We start from the raw sequence: 20,795 nt of genomic DNA on the forward strand, positions 1-20,795 counted from the left end.
CTCAGACCGACCGCAGATACTGGTCCGGCACCCGCACCTGTGCGCCCAGTTCGCGGGCTGCGCGGCGGGCCCAGGAGGGGTCGCGGAGCAGCTCGCGGCCGAGGAGCACCACGTCGGCCTCGCCGTTGGCCAGGATCTTCTCGGCCTGTTCCGCCTCGGTGATCAGACCGACCGCGCCGACCGGCAGCGGGGTCTCGGCCTTCACCCGGGCGGCGAACGGCACCTGGTAGCCCGGGCCGGTGGGGATCTCGACGCGTGCGACATTGCCGCCGCTGGAGACGTCCAGCAGGTCGACGCCGTGGGCGTGCAGGTCACGGGCGAAGCGCACCGTGTCCTCGGTGGTCCAGCCGCCGTCCTGGAGCCAGTCGGTGGCCGAGATGCGGAAGAGGACCGGCTTGTCCTCGGGCCACACCTCCCGTACGGCGTCGACGACGCCGAGGGCGAAGCGGGTGCGGTTCTCGTACGAGCCGCCGTAGGCGTCCGTGCGCCGGTTGGAGTACGGCGAGAGGAACTCGCTGATCAGATAGCCGTGGGCGCCGTGGATCTCGACGACCTCGAACCCGGCGGCGAGTGCCCGGCGGGCCGCGGCCGCGAACTGGCCGGTGATCTCCTGGATCTGATCGACCGTCAGCTCGGCCGGCACCGGGTGGCCCTCGGCGAAGGGCACCGCGCTCGGGGCGACCGGCTGCCAGCCGTGCGCCTCCGGGCCGACCGGAGCGCCGCCCTTCCAGGGCCGCTCCGTGGACGCCTTGCGCCCCGCGTGCGCGAGCTGGATGGCCGGGACGGCGCCCTGGCCGGCGAGGAAGCGGGTGATCCGGCGGAACGCCTCCACCTGGGTGTCGTTCCACAGGCCCAGGTCGTAGGGGGAGATCCGGCCCTCCGGCGACACGGCGGTGGCCTCGACGATGATCAGGCCGGTGCCGCCGGCGGCCCGCGCCGCGTAGTGCGCGAAGTGCCAGTCCGTCGGCGCGCCGGTGAGCGGGCCCTCGGGAGCGGCCGAGTACTGGCACATCGGGGGCATCCACACCCGGTTGGGGATGGTGGTCTCTCGCAGGGTGATGGGCTCGAAGAGCGCGCTCACGACGACTCCATTCGTCACGGGACCGCTGGGATCGCTCATACGATAGTGCTCGTACTACGAGAGATGTCAAACTACGACCGCTCTCGTACAATGGTCGCAACCGAAGAGCCCTCCCGTGACGAAAGGCAGTCGCCGTGCCCGACACCGCCACCATCGGCCGCGAGCTGCCGCACCCGGCGTGCGACGAGATCCGGCTGGACGCGGTGCTGCACGCGCTCGCCGACCCGGTGCGGCTGCGGATCGTACGCGAACTGGCCGTGTGCGAGACCGAGTTGGCCTGCTCGTACTTCGACCTGCCGGTGACCAAGTCCACCTGCACGCACCACTTCCGGGTGCTGCGCGAGAGCGGGGTCATACGGCAGGTCTACCGGGGCACGGCCAAGATGAACGGCCTGCGTCGGGACGATCTAGACGGCCTCTTCCCTGGCCTGCTGGACAGCCTGCTCGCCGCCGCCGGCCGAGAGGCCTCCCGGCTCGGTGAGGATCTCTGAACCACCGCGCGCCGGAAGGTGGTTGAAGAGCAGGTTGAGTACGATCGCCGACAGGCAGCCCGCGCTGATGCCGCTGTTCATCACCGTCTGGAACCAGTCCGGGAACCGCGCGTAGACCGTCGGCACGCCCACCGGCAGCAGCCCGATCGCCACCGACACGGCCACCACCGTCAGATTGTGGTTGCCCGCGAAGTCGACCCGGGCCAGGGTCCGCAGCCCGCTCGCCGCGACCGTCCCGAACATCACCAGACCGGCCCCGCCGAGCACCGGCGCCGGGATCGCCGCGACCACCGCGCCCAGCTTGGGCAGCAGCCCGAGCAGCACCAGGATCCCGCCGGCCGCCGCGACCACCCAGCGGCTGCGCACCCGGGTCATGCCGACGAGGCCCACGTTCTGCGCGTACGCCGTGTACGGAAAGGTGTTGAACACCCCGCCGAGCACCGTCGACAGACCGTCCGCGCGCAGCCCGTCGGCGAGTGAGTGCGGCTCGACCGGGCGCTCGGTCAGCTCGCCGACGGCGATCAGGTCACCGGTCGTCTCGGTCATGGAGACCAGTGCGACCACCAGCATGGACACGATCGCGGACACCCTGAAGCGCGGCACCCCGAAGTGGAACGGCGTGCTGACCCCGACCCAGTCCGCGTCCCCGACCCCGCTGAAGTCGGTGAACCCGAACGGCACCGCGACCGCGAGACCCACCGCGATGCCGATCAGGACGGCGACGCGGGCGAGCGAGGGGGGCGCGAACCGCTGCACGGCCAGCACCACCAGCAGCACGAAGGCGGCCAGCGCCAGGTTCTTCGGCGCCCCGAAGTCCTGGGAGCCCGCCCCGCCCGCCGCCCAGTTGCCCGCGACGGGCAGCAGTGAGGCCCCGATGACGAGGATCACCGTGCCGGTCACCAGCGGTGGGAAGAAGCGCAGCAGCCGGCCGAAGACCGGTGCGAGCAGCATGATCGCGAGCCCGGCCACGATCACCGCGCCGTAGATCGCGGGCAGTCCGCCGCCCGTCGTCCCGATGAGCACCATCGGGGACACCGCGGCGAACGTGCAGCCCTGCATGACCGGCAGCCGTACCCCGAACCGCCAGCACCCCACGCACTGGATCAGCGTGGCGATGCCGCACACCAGAAGATCGGCGGTGATCAGGTATGCCAGGTCGGCGGGCGACAGCTTCATCGCACCGCCCACGATCAGCGGGACGGCGACGGCGCCCGCATACATCGCGAGCACATGCTGGAGCCCGAAGGCGGCGAGCCGGCGTACCGGGGGTATCTCGTCGACGGGGTGCACGTCTGCGGTCGTGGCCATGGGGTCTCCATCAGCGGTGGGCGGGGAGTGGCATCCGGACAGGACGAGACCGTAGAGGCCATGAACAGTTTGTTGATTTCGGCGCTGTTGCCGGTCTGTGTCATGCCCATCGACGGCTGGGGCGGTTCCGCGCCCGTCACGCCGGCCGGGCCGCCGCCAGGAGCGTGTCCCAGTCGGCCAGCTTGACCACGCCCCGCCCCAGCCGGGCCCCCAGCTCCGCCTCGGCCCGCTCGATCGCCAGCCAGCCGCTCCACGGCACCGGATCGAACCCGGCCGCCCGCAGTGCCGCCACGGGATCCGCCGGCACCGCCGCGCGGGCGAGGGCGTCCGCGTCCGCGAGCAGCGAGGCCGCCGTCTCCTTGGCGCAGGGCCGGTTGGTGCCGATGACACCGGTCGGGCCGCGCTTGATCCACCCGGCGACGTACTCGCCGGGCACGGGCACTCCGTCGCGCACGACCCGCCCGCCCACATGCGGCACGGTGCCGCGCTCCGGGTCGAACGGCAGCCCCTCCAGCGGCAGCCCGCGATAGCCCACCGAGCGCAGCACCAGCTGTGCGGGCAGTTCCTCGTACCGGCCGGTGCCGGTGACCCCGCCGTGCCCGTCCGGCGCGGTCCGTTCGAACCGTACGGCCCCCACCCGGCCGTCCTGCGCGAGCAGGGCCACGGGCCGCAGGAAGAACCGCACGCCGATCCGCCGGGCGGCCGGCGCGGGCGGCCGGTCCGCCCAGCCGCGCAGCACCTCCAGATTGCGCCGCTGCACGGCGGGCAGCGCGGCCGGATCGACCGGCTCCCGCATCAACTCGTCCCGGTCCACGTGCATCTGGCAGTCCGCCAGCCCGCCCAGCTCGCGCAGCTCCTTGGTGGTGAAGCGGGCCTGGACCGGACCGCGCCGGCCCACCATGTGCACCTCCGTGACGGCGCTCGCCGCCAGCGCGTCCAGGGCCGCCTGCGGCATGTCCGTCGGCCGCAGCTCCGCCGCGGCACGCACCAGCATCCGGGCGACGTCCACCGCCACATTGCCGACGCCGATCACCACCGCGGAACGCACCCCGCGCAGGAAATCGGTGGCCCCGGCGTCCGGATGCGCGCTGTACCAGGACACGAACTCGGTCGCCGACCAGCTGCCTGGCAGCTCCTCGCCGGGAATGCCGAGCCGTCGGTCGCCGGCGGCGCCCACGCAGTACACCACCGCGTGGTACAGCCGGCGCAGCAACGCCACCGGGACTCCGCCGGGCCCGCCCACCCGGAGTCCGCCGAGGAACCGCACCCGGTCGTGCTCCAGCACTGTGCGCAGACTGCCCTGGAGGGACTTGATCTTCTCGTGGTCCGGGGCGACGCCGTAGCGGACCAGGCCGTACGGACACGGCAGCCGGTCCAGCACGTCCACGTGGACCCCTGGATCTTCCTGCACCAGGCTCTGGGCGGTGTAACACCCGCTCGGCCCGGAACCGACGACGGCGACACGCAGCACAGCGGTACTCCCTGCCCGAGGGGATGGTGTCCGGACGGTTCCAGCATGGCACCGGCGGGCCCGCGGGGGGCAGAGGCCGGCGGGGTGATCCGAAAGCGTGTCTTCGTATGGAATGCCAGGGAATCTGATCATGCGGTTACGTTGCCCGTGTGCTGGAAGCATCCCCTGGCCGTGGTGCACGAGGGCCGGGTCTCCATCGAGGACGTCAGGGCCCGGCCCGCGCTGTGCACGAGGGCGCGCGGGGCGCGCGGCCGTCCTGGCCGCGCGGGATCGAGGGGCGCTGGCCGGTGGCGCAGGAGTACCGCGCCGCGCAGGACGAGGGCGTCGACCCCGTGCTCGCCGTGATGCACGCGACGGGGCACAGCCGCCGGCGTTCCCTCCGGCTGATCTCCCAGGCGCGGGACGCGGGTTACCTGACTCCACGTCACGCGCGCTGCTGGAGAGGGGATTTCAGGGCCGGGATTCCGGCTGCTCCTCCGTGGCGAAGAACCGGGACAGATCCCGCTCCCGGCCGTCCGCGCCCCGCTCGCTCTCCGGCGGCGCGCCCGACTCCCAGTCCAGACCGTACCGTTGGAACAGCTCGGCGCGCAGGGCCGGGACGGGCATCGGCACGCCCGGCACCAGCGCCGAGTACACCGCACCCATCAACAGGGCCCGCAGCAGCGGGTAGTCCACCACCACCTCCGCGGAGCCGTACCGGGCGACGGTGTCACTGAGCAGTTCGGCCAGCCGCTGCTGCTCCGGACACTGCACGAACCCCTCCGCCTGGAGCAGCCCCGCCATGTGCTGGCGCATCAGCACCGGGCGGTCGCGGGCCAGGCCCAGGATCGCGTCGATGGCCCGGGCCAGCCGCTCCCGCCCGTCCTCCGTGCGCGGCTCCCGCTCCAGAGCCTCCTCCAGCGTGCGATGCATCAGCCGGTGCACCGCGGACTGCACCAACTGGCGCTTGCCGGGGAAGTAGTACGACACCAGACCACGCGCAGAACCGGCCCGGTCCGCGATGTCGCCGAGCGTCGTGGCCTCGAACCCGCGCTCGTCGACCAGCTCCACGGCGGCCTGCAACAGCCGCTCCCGGGAACGCCGCCGCAACTCTTCATTGACTGAGGCGCTGCGCGGGGACATCCTGTAACTCCTGCGTTGACTGGCTGCCAGCCAACTATACTCAACGCACCAGGCACCGCCATGGGCGAGGCCTGTCGAGAGCTGCCGTCCGTCTGGGACGACACGGGGGATCGTCTCAGACGGACGGCGCACACCCTGGCGGGACCGGAAAATACGCGAACACGCCGCCATGCTCCGCCAATTGCCGACTCGTCAGCCGACCAGGTCCAGCACCGGGAGCAGGGCGTCGGGCCGGTGGGAGACCGGCAGATGGTCCACGAAGTGCACACGGCAGCCGAGCGCAGTCGCACCGCCGTCCGCCGGCCTGTTGTCGCCGACCATCAGCACCTGCCGCGGATCGGCGTCAAGCGCCGCACAGGCGGCGGAGAACAGCCGCGGATCCGGCTTCTGCACCCCGTACTCGTACGACAGCACATAGGCGTTCACATACGCGTCGAGCCCGTGCTCGCGGAAGACCGGCCGCAGATCCCAGGCGATGTTGCTGACGACCCCGACGCCGATGCCCCGCTCGCGCAGCGTCCGCAGCACCTTCCCGGCGTCCGGGTACGGCGTCCACGCCGAGGGCGACATATGCCGCTCGTACAGCGCGTCGTGCAGGGCGGGATCGGGCAGCGGAACCAGGCGGGACAGGCCCGTGTAGGCGGCCCGGTGCGCCTCCGCGCTCTCGTCCCGCACCGCCCAGACACCGGCCAGCTCGGCCGGCAGCCGCACCGGCTCGGCACCGCCCGGCAGCGCACCGGCCGCCTCCAACGCCTCTGCGGCCGCCGCCAGTTCGGGCTCGCTCAGGGTGACACCCGTGTCGTCGAGCGCGGCACGCAGCCAGGATTCGGTGGACTCGACGCGGAACAGCGTCCCGGAGAAGTCGAAGAGTACGGCGGTCATGGTCCGGACTCTATCCGGATGGCCCGGCGGCAGTTCCGTCCGGTCCGCCCGCGCCACTCGTGCATCATCACGGCCGGGCGCCACCAGCAGCGCGCCGAACACGTCCGGGCGGCGGGTGGCCTTCCGCGGTCAGCCCAGTGCGCGCAGCCCCGGGACCAGCGCCACCACGACCGGGACCGCCGGTACCAGCGCGGCGACCGCCGTCAGCCGTAGCCGGTGCAGTGCCGGGAGCCGCTCCGGGGGAGCCAGCAGCCGGTGGACGCGGTGGGGGACGTGGGCCTGCGGGGTCGGCACCGGGCCGAACACGCCCCGCTCCTCGTTGAGTTCGACCAGGGCGAGGGCGGTGGTCAGCCGGCCGAAGCGGCGTGAGGCCGTGTCGTCGGCGGCCAGCTCGACCAGCCGGTGCATCTCGTCGCGGAACGCCGCGAACACCGGCACCTGCGGAAAGCCGCCCGCCAGCGCGGCCGAGCAGTGCAGCAGCCAGTCGTGCCGGGCCTGTGCGTGCCCCTGCTCATGGGCGAGCAGGGCGTCCAGTTGACGCCCCTTCAGGCGGCGCAGCGCGGCCGTGGTGACGACCAGCCGGGGCGCTGCGCCGGACAGCCACCAGGCGTCCGGGCGCTCACCCTCCAGCACCAGCAGCCGGCCGCCCGCCGCTTCCTCGCCCGGCAACAGCGGTGCCATGAAACGCAGTTCGGCCCGCCTGGCCTGCGACCGCGCCCGGGCCCGTACGACCTCGCGGACCAGCATCGCAAGGCTCCACAACCCGCCGCAGGCGAGCAGCAGGGCGGTGGCCGCGGCCCAGGTGCCGGCCGTACCGAGGGCGTACGCGTCCACCACCGCGGGCGGAGCCGTGGCGAACAGATGCCCGCGCACCGCCTGCCAGGCCGCCGCCGCGCTCAACGTCATCGACAGCGCGCAGCACAACAGCACGGCCGCCACGACGCACTGCCACACCCAGAGGGCGACGACGGGCTCACGGTCCGGCCAGTCGGCCCGGGCGAGCAGCCGCGGGGCGACGACGGCGGTGAGGGCGCCGAGCAGCAGCAGGGTCACGGGGACCATCATGGGCAGCACCCTACGAGCGGGCGGCCGCCCGGCGGTACGGTCCCCGGCCGCGAAGTGACGCAGGCAACGACGGCAAGCCCGGCCGGGAACTCACATCGTGAGCAGCATCGCGACCATGCCGATCCCCATCGACAGCCGGCACGCCCGCGCCAGCTCCGGGCGGTCGCCCCAGCGCCGGTCCGCCGTCCCGCCGGCGGAGGCCGCGGCCGGTACCAGGCGGGCGCCGGAACACAGCACGTACGCCGTGAAGTAGACCAGGAGCGCACCGGTGACCAGCGGCACCCCGGTCCCGCCGTGCACATGGTGGGCGGCGGGCGGCTGCGCGGCCATCGCCGCCGCCATGTAGACCATCGCCGCCGCCCCGACCAGATGGTGCAGATGGTGCGGGCTGCTGCGCGCGGTCCACAGCGCGTGCAGTGCCGCCGCGCCGAACACGGCCGCGTACGCCGGCCACGCCCAGCCCGGGGGAGTGAACACCGCGGCCGGTATCGCCATCGCGGCCATCCCGAAGCCCATCAGCGCCTCGCCGCCCGCGGCCCGGCGCTGCTCCTCGACGCTGCTGCGCATCCGCAGCAGACAGTACGCCCCGGTCGCCGCGCACAGGGCGACCAGCAGCCAGGCGGCCGGAACCGGTCCGTGCACGCGCACCTCCCCGCTCGACGCTGGACGGTCGGTCGAGGGATGCCATGCCCGGGCGGCGCAGAGCGCACCCGAGCGCACGGGTGTACACAGGGGGCACTCGGCGGAGCGCACCCCGCCGGGAGCGCGTGATGCTTCACGAGTAAAACACCTGTTAAATTAATAGCATGAGCAGTGCTACCCCCCACCGACTTCCGCTCGCCGGAGCCCTCCGGCTCGGCCGGCCCGCCGACATCTGGTTCAAACCCGCCCTGAGCGTGGTCGCCGCCGTCGCCCCGCCGAACCTGGCCCTGCTCGCACTCGGCCGTCTCGACCTCGCCATGTACACGATGGCCGGGTCGCTGTGCGCGCTGTACGCCCACAACCGGCCCTACGCCGCCCGGGCACGCACCCTCGTCTGGGTGGTGCTCGGCATGGTCGGCGGCCTCGCCGTCGCCCTGCTCGCCGCCTCGCTCACCAGCGACGCCGTCGTCCTCGTCGCCGTAGGCGCCCTGCTGGCCGCCGTACAGAAGACCGTGTGCGACGCCACCCGGATCGGCCCGCCCGGCCATGTGGTGCTCACCTTCATCAGCTCCGCCGCGCTCTTCGCACCCCAGACCCTCGGCGGGATTCCCGGGCACCTCGGGCTGGCCCTGGCCGCCGGAGCCTGGGCCTGGCTCATCGGCATGGCACCCGGACTGCTCCGCCCGCACGGCCCGGAGCGCCGCGCCACCGCGCAGGCCCTGAACGCCGTCGCCGCGTACGCCGCCACCCACGGCACCGACGCCGGCACCGGCACCGGCACCGGCGACGGTCACGCCCGGGCCCGCGCCGCGAGCGCCGCCGCCGTGCACGCCGCCTGGCAGGCGCTGCTCGCCGCCGGCCCCCGGCCCGACCGCACCCGCCGCGCCCTCGAACGGCTCCTGGTCCGCGCCGAGGTGGCCCTCGCCGCACCCGCCGACACCGACCCCGCACGACTGCGCGCCTGGGCCCGCGCCCTGCGCGGCACCGGCCCGGTCCCCGGCGTCGGGATCCCGGCCGAGGCGGCGGCCGAACTCCTCGGCGTCGACATCGAACTCGCCACCCCCCGGCCGCCGTTGCGGCGCCGCCTCGCCCCGCTCGCGCCGCTCGCCGCACGCACCGCGACCGGCTGCGCGCTCGCCGGCTACGCCTCCCTCGCGCTCGGCGTCGGCCGCCCTTACTGGGCGCTGGTCACCGCCGCCTCCCTCTACCAGGCCAATGTCACCCTCACCTGGAGCCGGTGCGTCCAGCGGGTCGTGGGCAACCTCGTCGGAGTGCTCGCCTTCGCCGCCCTCGTCCCGCTCACCCGGGTCCACCCGGCCGCCCTGGTGCTGTGCTGCCTCGCCCTCAACTTCGGCGCCGAGGCGCTCATCGGCCGCAACTACTGGCTCGGCACCGTCTGCGTCACCCCGATGGCCCTGCTCATCACCGAGTTCGCCCGCGCCCAGAACCCGGCCGAGCTGATCACCGAGCGGGTCGGGGACACCCTCGTGGGTGCCGTGGCCGGCTTCCTCGCCGCCGTCGTCGTCACCAACCGGCGCGCCGGAGAACGCCTGGACCACGCGTTGACCGCGGCGGACCGCGCCCGGGAGAGCGCCGCCCGGCTGCTCGCCGAACCGGACCCCTCGCCCCGCGCCCTGGAGACCGCCCGCCGCACCCTCGCCGCCGCCCTGGTCGAGCTGCGCGCCGTCGCCGACGCCGCCGCCGGCGAGTGGTGGCAGCGCGCCCTGCCCACGGAGCGGGTCGTGCGCACCGAACAGTCCGGACACCGTACGCTCGCGGCGACGGTACGGCGCCAGGGCCTCGTACCGCAGGACCACGCACCGGTCCAGGCGCGGGCGGTCGCAGGCCGCGACCCGGACAGCACGACGGAGGACACCAGGCCATGACGGCGACGAACGGCGCACCGGCAGCCGGCGGCGGGGCATCCGGCACCGACACCGCGCACACCGACACGGCGCGCGGCGACACGGTCGCCGCCGTCGTCCGGCAGTGGCGCGCCGTCCACCCGGAGCTGCCCACCGGGCCCATGGAGATCATCGGCCGGATCAACCGCTGTGCCGCGCTCCTCCAGCAGGCCGAGGACGCGCCGCTGCGCCGGGCCGGGCTCAGCCGAGCCGAGTTCGACCTGCTGGGCGCGTTGCGCCGCACCGGCCACGAGCTGACGCCGGGGGAACTGGCCCGGGAGACCTTCTCCTCGGGGGCCGCCGTGACCAAGCGGCTCAAGCAGCTGACGGAGCGCGGACTGGTCGAACGGCGTGGCGACACCCGGGACCGCCGGGTCGCGCACGTCCGGCTCACCGATGCCGGCCGCGACCTCGTCGACGGCATCCTCCCCGAGCAACTCGCCTACGAGACGGCCGTACTGTCCGTCCTCACCCCCGACGCCCAGCACGAAGTGGCCTCCCTCCTCTCCGAGCTGCTCACCGGCCTCGAGGGCCGCTCTCCCTGGTAGAGCGAAGCGGCCGCGGTCCCGGCGGGGTCGCAGCCGACCTCCAGCACTCGCCGGGACCGGTCGTACGTCGGGCATGAGGGGAAGCCCGGCCATGCCCCGGCGGGGATATCGCCCGGCCCCCCGGGCAGCGACGGCCGCGGGCTAGATCCCCGGGCGGTACCGCAGGGGATGGTCCGCCGGGATCTCCACCAGGACGATCGGGACGCCGTCCGGGTCGGCGATCCACATCTCGATCAGGCCCCAGGGCTCCCGGACCGGCGGCCGTACGATCTCCACGCCCTTGGCCCGCAGTTCCCCGGCCGCGGCCGAGGCGTCCGCCACCTGGAGCCAGAGCCGTACGGCGGGGGAGGGCGGGGTGTCGGAGCGGCCGGAGACCTCCAGGAAGCCGCCGCCGAGGAAGTAGACCGTGCCGCGCTCGGAGCCCTCGCCGAACTCCCGGTAGACGGAGAGGCCGAGCTGTCCGCCGTAGAAGGCACGGGAACGTTCGGGGTCGGTGGGCCGCAGAAGCGTCCGGCTGCTGAGAACGTGCACCATGCAGGCGGAGCCTAGTGGCAGGGTTACCCTCGGACCAGCCCGAGCCACGCCCGAGATCGGAGAACGCCCCATGGACACCGCCGCCACCGGACTCGTCTTCCGGGACGCCACGGACGCCGACGTCGACGCCCTCGTCGCGCTGGTCGAGTCGGCCTACCGCGGGGACGCCAGCCGGGCCGGGTGGACCACCGAGGCGGACATCCTGGAGGGGCAGCGGACCGACCCCGAGGGCGTGCTGGAGATCATCAAGTCGCCCGACAGCCGGTTGCTGACGGTCGAGCAGGACGGCCGGATCGTCGCCTGCTGCCAGCTCGAACACCGCGGCGCGCACGCCTACTTCGGCATGTTCGCGGTCAGCCCGGAACTCCAGGGCGCGGGACTCGGCAAGACCGTCATAGCGGAGGCCGAGCGCCGGGCCGCCGCGACCTGGGGGGCCACGGAGATGCACATGACGGTCATCTCGGTGCGCGAGGACCTCATCGCCTGGTACGAGCGCCGCGGCTACCGCCGTACGGGACGGATGACGCCGTTCCCGTACGGCGACGAGCGCTTCGGCATCCCGCAGCGCGACGACCTCCGGTTCGAGCTGCTGGTCAAGCAGCTGGGCTGAGCACCGGCGGCGCGCGTCAGGCCGTGAAGCGGCCGGTGCGCTTGATGTCGGGATAGTCGGTGGTCGCGCCGTCCAGCTCCAGCGCGCGGACCAGCCGCAGGTGTTCCTGGGTGTTGACCACCCAGCCGAAGATCCGCAACCCGGACGCGCGCGCGTGCTCGACGATCTCCAGGGTGATCCGGCGGATGTTCAGGCACAGGGTCGCCGCGCCCACCGCCACCGCGCGCTCCACCACGTCCGTGCCGTACCGGCCGGCGACCAGGGCCGTACGCACGCCCGGTACCAGCCGGGCGATCTCGGCGACCGCCGCGTCGTGGAACGAGGACACCTCCACCCGCCCCACCAGGTCCCGCGCGTGCAGCACCTCGGCCAGCGCGCGGGCCGCCGCCACATCCTTGATCTCGGCCTGCACCGGCAGGCTCACCGCGTCGAGCACCTCCTCGAACACCGGCACCTGCTCCCCGCGCCCCGCGTCCAGGGCGCGCAGCTCGGCGAGGGTCTTCTCGGCGATCGGCCCGGTGCCGTCCGTCGTCCGGTCCACCTCGGCGTCGTGCATGACGACGAGCGCGCCGTCCTTGCTCAGATGCAGATCGAGTTCGATCAGGTCCAGGCCGGCCTGCTGCGCGGCGACGAAGGAACGAAGGGTGTTCTCGGGCTCGACGCCCATGACCCCGCGGTGACCGATGGTGAGGAAGTTCAAGGCTCGACTCGCTTCCGTCGACAGCGGCTCGGCGACGCTCGCAGCCTAACCGCCGGGGATGCGAAGACCCCGTATGCGCGCGGGCGGGCGCCCGGCGCGCGTCGACTGGCCGGTTTCCGACCGGGCCGTGACCCTGTGGCGGGCGCGTCGCTCCCGCCGCCACGGGCCGGCTCGGACCCCTCTCGCGCCCTCGCCCGCACCGACGGAAGTGACCGTCGTCACGGTTTCGGACCGCAAAAACATCCGTGATCGACGGTCTCCGCAGAAAAATTTCCTGGTCAAGCTCTTGATGAGTGAAACGGGGTATGCATACGGTGTCCATACGCGAGGTTCTCCCGTGAAGGATGGGACATGACGGAAATTCTTGTGCAGGCGAGTGCGGAGGGGCGGCTTTCTCCGCTGACCAGGGTTGTTGAGCACCCGGCCTGGCCCCAGCTCAAGGATGCCGTGGAGCAGATTCGGCCATGGCAGTCGAAGGACGGGTCGATCGACTTCGACGCCGAGGGTGCCCCGGCGAAGGCGGACGCGGAGGCGGCCGTGCACCGGGTCATGGACGCGGTCGAGCAGCTCTCCCCGCTGCTCCCGCACGACGCCGCGTACCACGCGGCGCTGGTGAAGGACCTGCGCCGGTGGGCCGAGGGCGGCTTCGAGGTGCCGGACTTCCTGGACTCCCTGCTGGCCTTCCAGCCCGCCGCCCAGCGCGCGGACGGCCTTCAGCACCTGGTCGTCTTCCCGATGTACACGCAGAACGGCAACCCGGACCGCAACCTCGAGGCGGTCGTGCTGCGCATGGTCTGGCCGGAGTGGCTGGCCGAGCTGGAGCGCACCCGCTACGACAACCCGCTCTTCTGCGGCATCACGTTCGAGGACTTCACCTCCGGCTACGACACCAACTCGGCCGTCCTCTTCCCGGAGACCATCGCCGTCCGCGAGGCGCCGGAACGTTTCTCCTGGGGTGGCATCTTCTGTGACCGCGAGGCCGCGCGCTTCCGCCGGGTCACCGAGGCCGCCGTCGACCTGCTGGGCCTGGAGCTGCCCGAGGACATCGCCGCGATGGTCCACGACCAGAAGCGCTGCGAAGAGGCCTTCGTGCTCTGGGACATGGTCCACGACCGCACCCACAGCCACGGCGACCTGCCGTTCGACCCGTTCATGATCAAGCAGCGCCAGCCGTACTGGATGTACGGCCTGGAGGAGCTGCGCTGCGACCTCACCGCCTTCAAGGAGGCCGTGAAGCTCCAGGCGGACGGTGTCCCGCAGGCCCGTGACGTGCAGTACGCGGTGCTCTTCGACCGGATGTTCCGCTTCCCGGTCACCGGCGACCGCAACCGCAACTACGACGGCCTCGGCGGTCAGCTGCTCTTCGCGTACCTGCACAAGCACGAGGTCCTGCGCTGGACCGACAACAAGCTCTCCATCGACTGGGAGCGCGCCCCGCAGGTCACCAACCAGCTGTGCGCCGAGATCGAGAAGCTCTACAAGGACGGCATCGACCGCCCGAAGCTGGTGCACTGGTTCGCCGGCTACGAGCTGGTCTCCACCTACCTCGCCCCGCACCCCGGCTCCACGTGGGCCAAGGGGCCCGACGCCCTGGACCTGACCCAGCCGCCGCGCAAGCTGGTGGACGACGTGCTGCCGGACGAGTTTCCGCTGAGCATGTTCTATGAGGCCCTGTCCAAGAAGCTGAAGAACGTGATCGCCTCCACCAAGGGCATCACGGCCGACAGTGCCGAGCGGATCGCCGCGTGAGCGACCGCGTCCAGAACACGCTTGCTCTGAAGGGGAAGAAGATGGCGGGGAACGGGGCTCTCAGCGGTGCGGTGATCGCGGTGGCCGGTGCGGGCGGGCCCGCGGGGCGGGCGGCGCTGATCCGGCTCGCCGAGGCCGGTGCGACGGTCGTCGGCTCGGACAACAACCCCGAGCGCCTGGCGGAGGCCGTGGACGCGGCCCGCTATGCGCGCGGTGGTGCCACGGTCACCGGTGAGACGGTCGACCTGCTCGACCTCGGCTCGACCCGGGAGTGGGCCGCGCGCATCGAGAAGGAGCACGGCCATGTGGACGGCCTGGTCCACCTGGTCGGCGGCTGGCGCGGCGGCGCGGCCTTCGCCGACTCCAGCCTGGAGGACTGGGACCTGCTGGAGAAGCTGCTCGTCCGTACCGTGCAGCACACCTCCCTGGCCTTCTACGAGCCCCTCCAGCGCAGCGACCGGGGCCGCTATGTGCTGATCAGCGCCGCCGGGGCGTCGAAGCCCACCGCGGGCAACGCGGCCTACTCCGCGGCCAAGGCCGCCGCCGAGGCCTGGACGCTCGCCATGGCCGACGGCCTCCGCAAGGCCGGGGGCGAGGAGGGCCCGCGGTCGGCGGCTGCCATCCTGGTGGTGAAGGCACTGGTGCACGACGCCATGCGCGCCGAACGCCCCAACGCGAAGTTCGCGGGCTTCACGGACGTCAAGGAGCTGGCCGAGGCCATCGAGGGCGTCTGGAGCAAGCCCGCCGCAGAAGTGAACGGAAACCGTCTGTGGCTGACCGAGAAGCCGTGAACCCTCCCAAGACCGACGCGCGTCGTCATCACGACCCCGAGGTCCGCGGTTTCGCCAGTGACAACTACGCCGGCGCCCACCCGGAGATCCTGGCCGCCATAGCCCTGGCGAACGGCGGCCACCAGGTGGCCTACGGGGACGACGACTACACGGAGCACCTCCAGAAGATCATCCGCAGCCACTTCGGTGCCTCCGCCGAGGCCTTCCCGGTCTTCAACGGCACCGGCGCGAACGTGGTCGCGCTCCAGGCGGTCACCGACCGCTGGGGCGCGGTGATCTGCGCGGAGAGCGCGCACATCAACGTGGACGAGGGCGGCGCCCCCGAGCGGATGGGCGGCCTGAAGCTGCTCACCGTGCCCACGCCCGACGGCAAGCTCACGCCCGAGCTGATCGACCGGCAGGCCTGGGGCTGGGAGGACGAGCACCGCGCCATGCCCCAGGTGGTGTCGATCACCCAGAGCACGGAGCTGGGCACGCTCTACACGCCCGAGGAGATCCGCGCGATCTGCGAGCACGCCCATGCGCACGGCATGAAGGTGCACCTGGACGGCTCCCGGATCGCCAACGCCGCCGCCTCCCTGAACGTGCCCATGCGCACGTTCACCAACGCGGTCGGCGTCGACATCCTGTCGCTCGGCGGTACCAAGAACGGCGCCCTGTTCGGTGAGGCCGTCGTGGTCCTCAACCCGGACGCGGTGCGCCGGATGAAGCATCTGCGCAAGCTGTCCATGCAGCTGGCGTCCAAGATGCGCTTCGTGTCGGTGCAGCTGGAGGCGCTGCTCGCCAAGGACCTGTGGCTGCGCAACGCCCGGCACGCCAACGAGATGGCGCAGCGGCTCGCCGAGGGCGTCCGTGCGGTCCACGGCGTGGAGATCCTCTACCCGGTGCAGGCCAACGGCGTCTTCGCCCGGCTCCCGCACGACGTGAGCGAGCGCCTGCAAAAGCGGTTCCGGTTCTACTTCTGGGACGAGGCCGCCGGCGTGGTGCGCTGGATGTGCTCCTTCGACACCAGGGAAGAGGACGTCGACGCGTTCGTGGCGGCGCTCAAGGAAGAGATGGCGCGCTAGAACAGAGTGCATAGGGCTTCGACGCATAGATATGCGGTCACCTGAAAAGTCATTGACTGGCGGGTGATCGCATTTCTATGCTCTGCGGGCATGGAGCTGATCCAGAACACTGCCGACCTGTCCGCATATCTGGCCGCCGACGAGGCCATCGACCACCAGCATCCGGTGGTGCGGGAGACGTCCGCCCGTCTCGCCCAGGGGGTCGCGGATTCGTATGCCTATGCGCAGGCCGCCTTTGAATTCGTCCGGGACACCATCCCGCACTCCGCCGACGCCGGCGATCCGCGTGTCACCTGGCGCGCCTCCGACGTCCTGGAGCAGCGCACCGGCATCTGCTACGCCAAGGCGCACGCGCTGACGGCCCTGCTGCGGGCGGAGGACATCCCCACGGCGCTGTGCTACCAGCGGCTGATGCACGACGACGGCAGCGGCCACGCCCTGCACGGCCTGGTCGCGGTGCGCTTCCATGGCGCCTGGCACCGGCAGGACCCGCGCGGCAACAAGCCGGGTGTGGACGCGCGCTTCTCCCTGGACGGCGAGCGGCTGGCCTGGACCGCCGATCCGGCGCGCGGTGAGCGGGACTGTCCGGGGCTGCTCGCCGCACCGCACCCGGCGGTCCTCGACGCACTCAAAGCAGCCCCGGACCGGGCTCATTTGTGGGAGACGCTCCCCGCCACCCTCTGATGCCTCACCTGGGGCGGGCCGTCGCCCGGGCGCTCGCGCCGCAGGGGCCGCGGGGGCGGCGTGCGCGTCAGTGCGCCTCGGCCGCGCGCAGCTGGTCCGCCGTCGGCGCCGTGCCGCCGAGGTGCGCGGGGAGCCACCAGGAGTCGCCGGAGTCCTTCGGGCGGCCCGGGTAGGCGCGCTGCGCGGCCTCCAGCAGCTCCTGGACGCGCTCGCGCAGCCGCCGGGTGATGGCACCGGCGTACTGGTCGCGGGGCGCCTCGACGGGCTCGCCGACGCGGATGGTGACAGGCAGGTGGCTGCGCTTGAAGTTGCGCGGCTGACCCTTGGTCCACAGCCGCTGGGTGCCCCACACCGCCATCGGGACCAGCGGCACACCCGCCTCCTGCGCGAGCCGCGCCGCACCCGACTTGAAGCTCTTCAGGGTGAAGGACTGCGAGATGGTGGCCTCCGGGAACACCCCGATCACCTCGCCGGAGCGCAGCGAGTCCAGGGCGTGCGCGTACGCCTCCTCGCCCTGCTTGCGGTCCACCGGGATGTGCTTCATGCCGCGCATCAGCGGCCCGGAGACCTTGTGCCGGAAGACCGACTCCTTGGCCATGAAACGCACCAGGCGCTTCTGCGGCAGCGCGGCCAGACCGTTGAAGATGAAGTCCAGGTAGCTGATGTGGTTGCTCACCAGGACGGCACCGCCGGACCGCGGGATGTTCTCCGAGCCCTGGCAGTCGATCTTGAGGTCCCAGACCTTGAACATCGTCTTGGCGAAACCGACGACGGGACGGTAGACCAGCTCTGCCATAGGTGGGACAGGCCCTTTCTGCTCTGCTCGGGAAAGGGGCTCCCGGCGGGAAAGTTACGCAGCCGTAGGTTTACGGCGTCTCGCAGATCGTGCCCGAAGAACGGACGGACAGCCAGTCCTGGTGCCCCGGAGTGGCGAGATCCTCGTCACGTCGGCCTACATCCCACCTCGTATCTTTAAGTCCCCTTTACGCTGGTGTCGATGCGCAGAGGCGGCGGAACCGGAGGTCGAAGGTGCGTGGGCGGGACGACGTGAGGCGGCTGGAGGCGGCCGAACTGGGCGGCGAACTCGGTGAGCGGGCCACCCTGGTCCAGTTCTCCAGCGCCTTCTGCGCGCCCTGCCGGGCCACCCGGCGCATCCTCGGCGAGGTGGCCGCGATGGTGCCCGGCGTGACCCACGTGGAGATCGACGCGGAGGCCCGCCTGGAGCTCGTACGCGCCCTGCGGATCGTCAGGACGCCCACCGTGCTGGTGCTCGACGCGGCGGGCCGGGAGGTGCGGCGCGCCGCCGGACAGCCCCGCAAGGCCGACGTCATCGCGGCCCTGGGAGAGGCGGTCTGAGGGGGTTTCGGATCACCGTGAGGGATCTCCCAGTTCGCAGGCCGCACTTGACGGCGCACACCGGCTATCGTCAGCCTGACCGTATGCCGATCGATCTCCTTCTCCACGGACGGGCCCACGTCGACCTCGCCCGCACCGCGAGCGCCTGCTGTCCGGGGCGTTGAGCAGCCACCGCCCCGCTCGTCCCGCCCGGCAGAAGGACAACTCCATGACGGCCACGCCCGATCTCGGCACCCACCAGCTCGCCTCCCCCGACCTGCTGCGCTCCACCTTCCGCCGGCACGCCGCCGGTGTCGCGGTGATCACGGCGCGCGGCGCCTCCGGCCCGGTCGGCTTCACCGCCACCTCCCTCACCTCGGTCTCCGCCGAACCGCCGATGATCTCCTTCGGTATCGGCACGGGCGCGTCCAGCTGGCCCGCGATAGCCGAGACGGACCACGTCGGCATCCATCTGCTCGGCGAGCACCAGGCCGAGCTGGCCACCACCTTCGCCCGCAGCGGCGCCGACCGCTTCGGCGCGCCCACCGCCTGGCGCGAGGGCCCGGAGGGCGTTCCCCTGCTCGACGACGTGCTGGCCTGGCTGGTCTGCCGGATCGTCGGCCGGGTGCCCGCCGGTGATCACCGCATCGTGCTGGCCGAGGTCGTCCTCGGCGACCCCTCCGGCTCCGGCCGCCCGCTCCTCTACCACCAGGGGCGCTTCAACGGTCTGCGGGATTGATCACGCCCTCCCCGCCTGCACGGCCGTCCAGTTCCGGTTACGCTGCGTTGCGAAGGTCACAGTTCAAAGCGCTTGCTTAGCGGGCATGAACTGGGTGTACTGACGAGTAATATTTCGGTCGGAGCGCGCCGACGCCCCGACCGGGATCGGCCGCTTCAGGCGCCTATGCTGCCTGCAAGAGGCAGCCAGGAAATGACGATGCAGTAGGAGAGCCGGCGTGAGCTTGAGGATCGTTGTCACTGTGAAGTACGTGCCCGACGCCACTGGCGACCGGCACTTCGCCGATGACCTGACCGTCGACCGTGACGACGTGGACGGTCTGCTCTCCGAGCTGGACGAGTACGCGGTCGAGCAGGCGCTGCAGATCAAGGAGAACGCGGACGACGACGCCGAGATCACCGTTCTGACGGTCGGTCCGGAGGACGCCAAGGACGCGCTCCGCAAAGCCCTGTCGATGGGTGCCGACAAGGCCATCCACGTCGAGGACGACGACCTGCACGGCACCGACGCCATCGGCACCTCCCTGGTGCTGGCCAAGGCGATCGAGAAGGCCGGTTTCGACCTGGTCGTCTCCGGTATGGCCTCCACCGACGGCACCATGGGCGTCGTACCGGCGCTGGTCGCCGAGCGTCTGGGCGTCCCGCAGGTCACCCTGCTGTCCGAGGTCTCGGTCGAGGACGGCGTGGTCAAGGGCCGTCGCGACGGCGACGCGGCCTCCGAGCAGCTCGAGGCCTCCCTCCCGGCGATCGTGTCCGTCACGGACCAGTCCGGCGAGGCCCGCTACCCCTCCTTCAAGGGCATCATGGCGGCCAAGAAGAAGCCGGTGGAGTCCTGGGACCTGTCCGACCTGGACATCGAGGCCGAGGAGGTCGGCCTGGAGGGTGCGTTCACCGTGGTCGACGCCGCGAACGAGCGCCCGGCGCGCACGGCAGGCACCATCGTCAAGGACGAGGGCGAGGGCGGCAAGCAGCTCGCTGAGTTCCTCGCGAGCCAGAAGTTCATCTAAGGGCTCGCCCCCGCTGACCGCCCCTCAACTTCGTTACGCAGGAGAGCAATCCCATGGCTGAAGTCCTCGTCTACGTCGACCACGTGGACGGTGCCGTCCGCAAGCCCACCCTGGAGCTGCTGACGCTGGCCCGCCGCATCGGCGAGCCCGTCGCCGTCGCGCTCGGCAACGGCGCCGCCGACACCGCCGCCGCGCTCGCCGAGCACGGCGCGGTGAAGGTCCTCACCCACGACGCGTCCGAGTACGCCGAGTACCTGGTCGTGCCGAAGGCGGACGCCCTCCAGGCCGCCTACGAGGCCGTCTCCCCGGCCGCCGTGCTGGTCCCGTCCTCCGCGGAGGGCAAGGAGATCGCCGCCCGTCTGGCGCTGCGCATCGGCTCCGGCATCATCACCGACGCCATCGACCTCGAGGCCGGCGACGAGGGCCCGGTGGCCACCCAGTCGGTGTTCGCCGCGTCCTTCACCACCAAGTCCCGGGTCGTCAAGGGCACCCCGGTCATCACGGTCAAGCCGAACTCGGCCGCCGTGGAGGCCGCCCCGGCCGCCGGTGCGGTCGAGGCCCTGTCCGTGTCCTTCTCCGAGAAGGTCACCGGCACCAAGATCACCGGCCGTACGCCGCGTGAGTCGACGGGCCGCCCGGAGCTGACCGAGGCCGCGATCGTGGTCTCCGGTGGCCGTGGTGTCAACGGCGCCGAGAACTTCTCGATCATCGAGGCGCTCGCCGACTCCCTCGGTGCGGCCGTCGGTGCCTCGCGTGCCGCCGTCGACGCCGGCTGGTACCCGCACACCAACCAGGTCGGCCAGACCGGTAAGTCGGTCTCGCCGCAGCTGTACATCGCCAACGGCATCTCCGGCGCGATCCAGCACCGCGCCGGCATGCAGACCTCGAAGACCATCGTGGCCGTCAACAAGGACGCCGAGGCCCCGATCTTCGAGCTGGTCGACTACGGCGTCGTCGGCGACCTGTTCGACGTCGTCCCGCAGCTGACCGAGGAGATCAAGGCCCGCAAGGGCTGAGCCTTCCCACGGCTGACCGAAGGCCCCTGTGACCGCGCTGGTCACGGGGG

Annotated in this window: 22 protein-coding genes and 1 pseudogene; 13 read left to right on the forward strand and 10 right to left on the reverse strand. The window is 72.2% G+C overall.

What is annotated here, in order from left to right; all coding sequences use genetic code 11:
* Position 1: 1 nt before the first annotated feature.
* Complete coding sequence (locus ACFVIU_RS12750; protein WP_385842364.1) at positions 2-1,081, reverse strand: NADH:flavin oxidoreductase/NADH oxidase; 1,080 nt, start codon at positions 1,079-1,081, stop codon at positions 2-4.
* Positions 1,082-1,215: 134 nt separating this feature from the next.
* On the opposite strand from ACFVIU_RS12750, the gene ACFVIU_RS12755 reads away from it, so the two are divergent.
* Positions 1,216-1,572: an ArsR/SmtB family transcription factor gene (locus ACFVIU_RS12755; protein WP_385842365.1), complete on the forward strand. Its 357-nt coding sequence runs from the start codon at positions 1,216-1,218 to the stop codon at positions 1,570-1,572.
* Here ACFVIU_RS12755 and ACFVIU_RS12760 read toward each other — a convergent pair.
* On the reverse strand, positions 1,489-2,880 hold the full coding sequence (locus ACFVIU_RS12760) for a nucleobase:cation symporter-2 family protein (RefSeq protein WP_385842366.1): 1,392 nt from the start codon (positions 2,878-2,880) through the stop codon (positions 1,489-1,491). The genes ACFVIU_RS12755 and ACFVIU_RS12760 overlap by 84 nt on opposite strands.
* Positions 2,881-3,016: 136 nt before the next feature.
* Complete coding sequence (locus tag ACFVIU_RS12765; protein ID WP_385842367.1) at positions 3,017-4,351, reverse strand: FAD-dependent oxidoreductase; 1,335 nt, start codon at positions 4,349-4,351, stop codon at positions 3,017-3,019.
* A gap of 233 nt (positions 4,352-4,584) precedes the next feature.
* Here ACFVIU_RS12765 and ACFVIU_RS12770 point away from each other — a divergent pair.
* Positions 4,585-4,785: pseudogene (locus ACFVIU_RS12770) on the forward strand (DUF6214 family protein); the annotation flags it as partial.
* A 16-nt stretch (positions 4,786-4,801) separates the two neighbouring features.
* On the opposite strand, the gene ACFVIU_RS12775 reads toward ACFVIU_RS12770, so the two are convergent.
* From ACFVIU_RS12775 to ACFVIU_RS12790, 4 genes are all read right to left on the reverse strand, one after another.
* A complete protein-coding gene (locus tag ACFVIU_RS12775; protein ID WP_385842368.1) occupies positions 4,802-5,473 on the reverse strand; it encodes a TetR/AcrR family transcriptional regulator in 672 nt (223 codons plus the stop codon).
* A gap of 192 nt (positions 5,474-5,665) precedes the next feature.
* Positions 5,666-6,355, reverse strand: coding sequence for an HAD family hydrolase (locus ACFVIU_RS12780; protein WP_385842369.1), 690 nt, complete (start codon positions 6,353-6,355; stop codon positions 5,666-5,668).
* 129 nt (positions 6,356-6,484) lie between these two features.
* Positions 6,485-7,420, reverse strand: coding sequence for a M56 family metallopeptidase (locus ACFVIU_RS12785; RefSeq protein ID WP_385842370.1), 936 nt, complete (start codon positions 7,418-7,420; stop codon positions 6,485-6,487).
* 90 nt (positions 7,421-7,510) lie between these two features.
* Positions 7,511-8,062, reverse strand: coding sequence for a DUF5134 domain-containing protein (locus ACFVIU_RS12790; RefSeq protein WP_385842371.1), 552 nt, complete (start codon positions 8,060-8,062; stop codon positions 7,511-7,513).
* Between the two features lie 164 nt (positions 8,063-8,226).
* Here ACFVIU_RS12790 and ACFVIU_RS12795 point away from each other — a divergent pair, with 164 nt between their 5' ends.
* Both ACFVIU_RS12795 and ACFVIU_RS12800 read left to right on the forward strand, forming a co-directional pair.
* On the forward strand, positions 8,227-9,948 hold the full coding sequence (locus ACFVIU_RS12795) for an FUSC family protein (protein ID WP_385842372.1): 1,722 nt from the start codon (positions 8,227-8,229) through the stop codon (positions 9,946-9,948).
* Positions 9,945-10,514 (forward strand): MarR family winged helix-turn-helix transcriptional regulator, encoded by a 570-nt coding sequence (locus ACFVIU_RS12800; protein ID WP_385842373.1) that lies wholly within the window; start codon positions 9,945-9,947, stop codon positions 10,512-10,514. Before ACFVIU_RS12795 ends, ACFVIU_RS12800 begins: the two co-directional genes overlap by 4 nt.
* A 141-nt stretch (positions 10,515-10,655) precedes the next feature.
* Here the strand turns inward: ACFVIU_RS12800 and ACFVIU_RS12805 are convergent, their stop codons facing one another.
* Positions 10,656-11,048, reverse strand: a complete 393-nt coding sequence (locus ACFVIU_RS12805; protein WP_385842374.1) for a VOC family protein — start codon at positions 11,046-11,048, stop codon at positions 10,656-10,658.
* Between the two features lie 70 nt (positions 11,049-11,118).
* Here ACFVIU_RS12805 and ACFVIU_RS12810 point away from each other — a divergent pair, with 70 nt between their 5' ends.
* A complete protein-coding gene (locus ACFVIU_RS12810) occupies positions 11,119-11,658 on the forward strand; it encodes a GNAT family N-acetyltransferase (RefSeq protein ID WP_385842375.1) in 540 nt (179 codons plus the stop codon).
* 16 nt (positions 11,659-11,674) lie between these two features.
* Here ACFVIU_RS12810 and ACFVIU_RS12815 read toward each other — a convergent pair whose 3' ends face one another.
* Positions 11,675-12,358, reverse strand: a complete 684-nt coding sequence (locus ACFVIU_RS12815) for a glycerophosphodiester phosphodiesterase (protein WP_385842376.1) — start codon at positions 12,356-12,358, stop codon at positions 11,675-11,677.
* Positions 12,359-12,709: 351 nt separating this feature from the next.
* On the opposite strand from ACFVIU_RS12815, the gene ACFVIU_RS12820 reads away from it, so the two are divergent.
* From ACFVIU_RS12820 to ACFVIU_RS12835, 4 genes are all read left to right on the forward strand, one after another.
* Entirely contained in the window at positions 12,710-14,107 is a 1,398-nt protein-coding gene (locus ACFVIU_RS12820; protein ID WP_385842377.1) for a DUF6421 family protein, read from the forward strand.
* Between the two features lie 41 nt (positions 14,108-14,148).
* Complete coding sequence (locus ACFVIU_RS12825) at positions 14,149-14,898, forward strand: SDR family NAD(P)-dependent oxidoreductase (RefSeq protein ID WP_385842478.1); 750 nt, start codon at positions 14,149-14,151, stop codon at positions 14,896-14,898.
* On the forward strand, positions 14,895-15,965 hold the full coding sequence (locus tag ACFVIU_RS12830; protein WP_385842378.1) for a threonine aldolase family protein: 1,071 nt from the start codon (positions 14,895-14,897) through the stop codon (positions 15,963-15,965). Before ACFVIU_RS12825 ends, ACFVIU_RS12830 begins: the two co-directional genes overlap by 4 nt.
* 90 nt (positions 15,966-16,055) lie before the next feature.
* The gene (locus ACFVIU_RS12835) at positions 16,056-16,649 is read left to right on the forward strand and encodes a transglutaminase family protein (RefSeq protein WP_385842379.1); all 594 of its coding nucleotides are present in this window, start codon (positions 16,056-16,058) and stop codon (positions 16,647-16,649) included.
* Positions 16,650-16,716: 67 nt separating this feature from the next.
* Here the strand turns inward: ACFVIU_RS12835 and ACFVIU_RS12840 are convergent, their stop codons facing one another.
* Complete coding sequence (locus ACFVIU_RS12840) at positions 16,717-17,445, reverse strand: lysophospholipid acyltransferase family protein (protein ID WP_385842380.1); 729 nt, start codon at positions 17,443-17,445, stop codon at positions 16,717-16,719.
* A gap of 233 nt (positions 17,446-17,678) precedes the next feature.
* Between ACFVIU_RS12840 and ACFVIU_RS12845 the strand changes: the two genes are divergently transcribed.
* The 4 genes from ACFVIU_RS12845 to ACFVIU_RS12860 all read left to right on the forward strand — a co-directional run bounded on the left by ACFVIU_RS12845 (position 17,679) and on the right by ACFVIU_RS12860 (position 20,745).
* A complete protein-coding gene (locus ACFVIU_RS12845; protein ID WP_385842381.1) occupies positions 17,679-18,005 on the forward strand; it encodes a TlpA family protein disulfide reductase in 327 nt (108 codons plus the stop codon).
* Positions 18,006-18,213: 208 nt separating this feature from the next.
* Positions 18,214-18,723: a flavin reductase family protein gene (locus ACFVIU_RS12850; RefSeq protein WP_385842382.1), complete on the forward strand. Its 510-nt coding sequence runs from the start codon at positions 18,214-18,216 to the stop codon at positions 18,721-18,723.
* A 217-nt stretch (positions 18,724-18,940) separates the two neighbouring features.
* On the forward strand, positions 18,941-19,729 hold the full coding sequence (locus ACFVIU_RS12855) for an electron transfer flavoprotein subunit beta/FixA family protein (protein WP_385842383.1): 789 nt from the start codon (positions 18,941-18,943) through the stop codon (positions 19,727-19,729).
* Between the two features lie 53 nt (positions 19,730-19,782).
* On the forward strand, positions 19,783-20,745 hold the full coding sequence (locus ACFVIU_RS12860) for an electron transfer flavoprotein subunit alpha/FixB family protein (RefSeq protein WP_385842384.1): 963 nt from the start codon (positions 19,783-19,785) through the stop codon (positions 20,743-20,745).
* Positions 20,746-20,795 lie beyond the last annotated feature (50 nt).

The sequence above is a fragment of the Streptomyces sp. NPDC127190 genome (genome assembly GCF_042672505.1).
GTDB lineage: Bacteria > Actinomycetota > Actinomycetes > Streptomycetales > Streptomycetaceae > Streptomyces.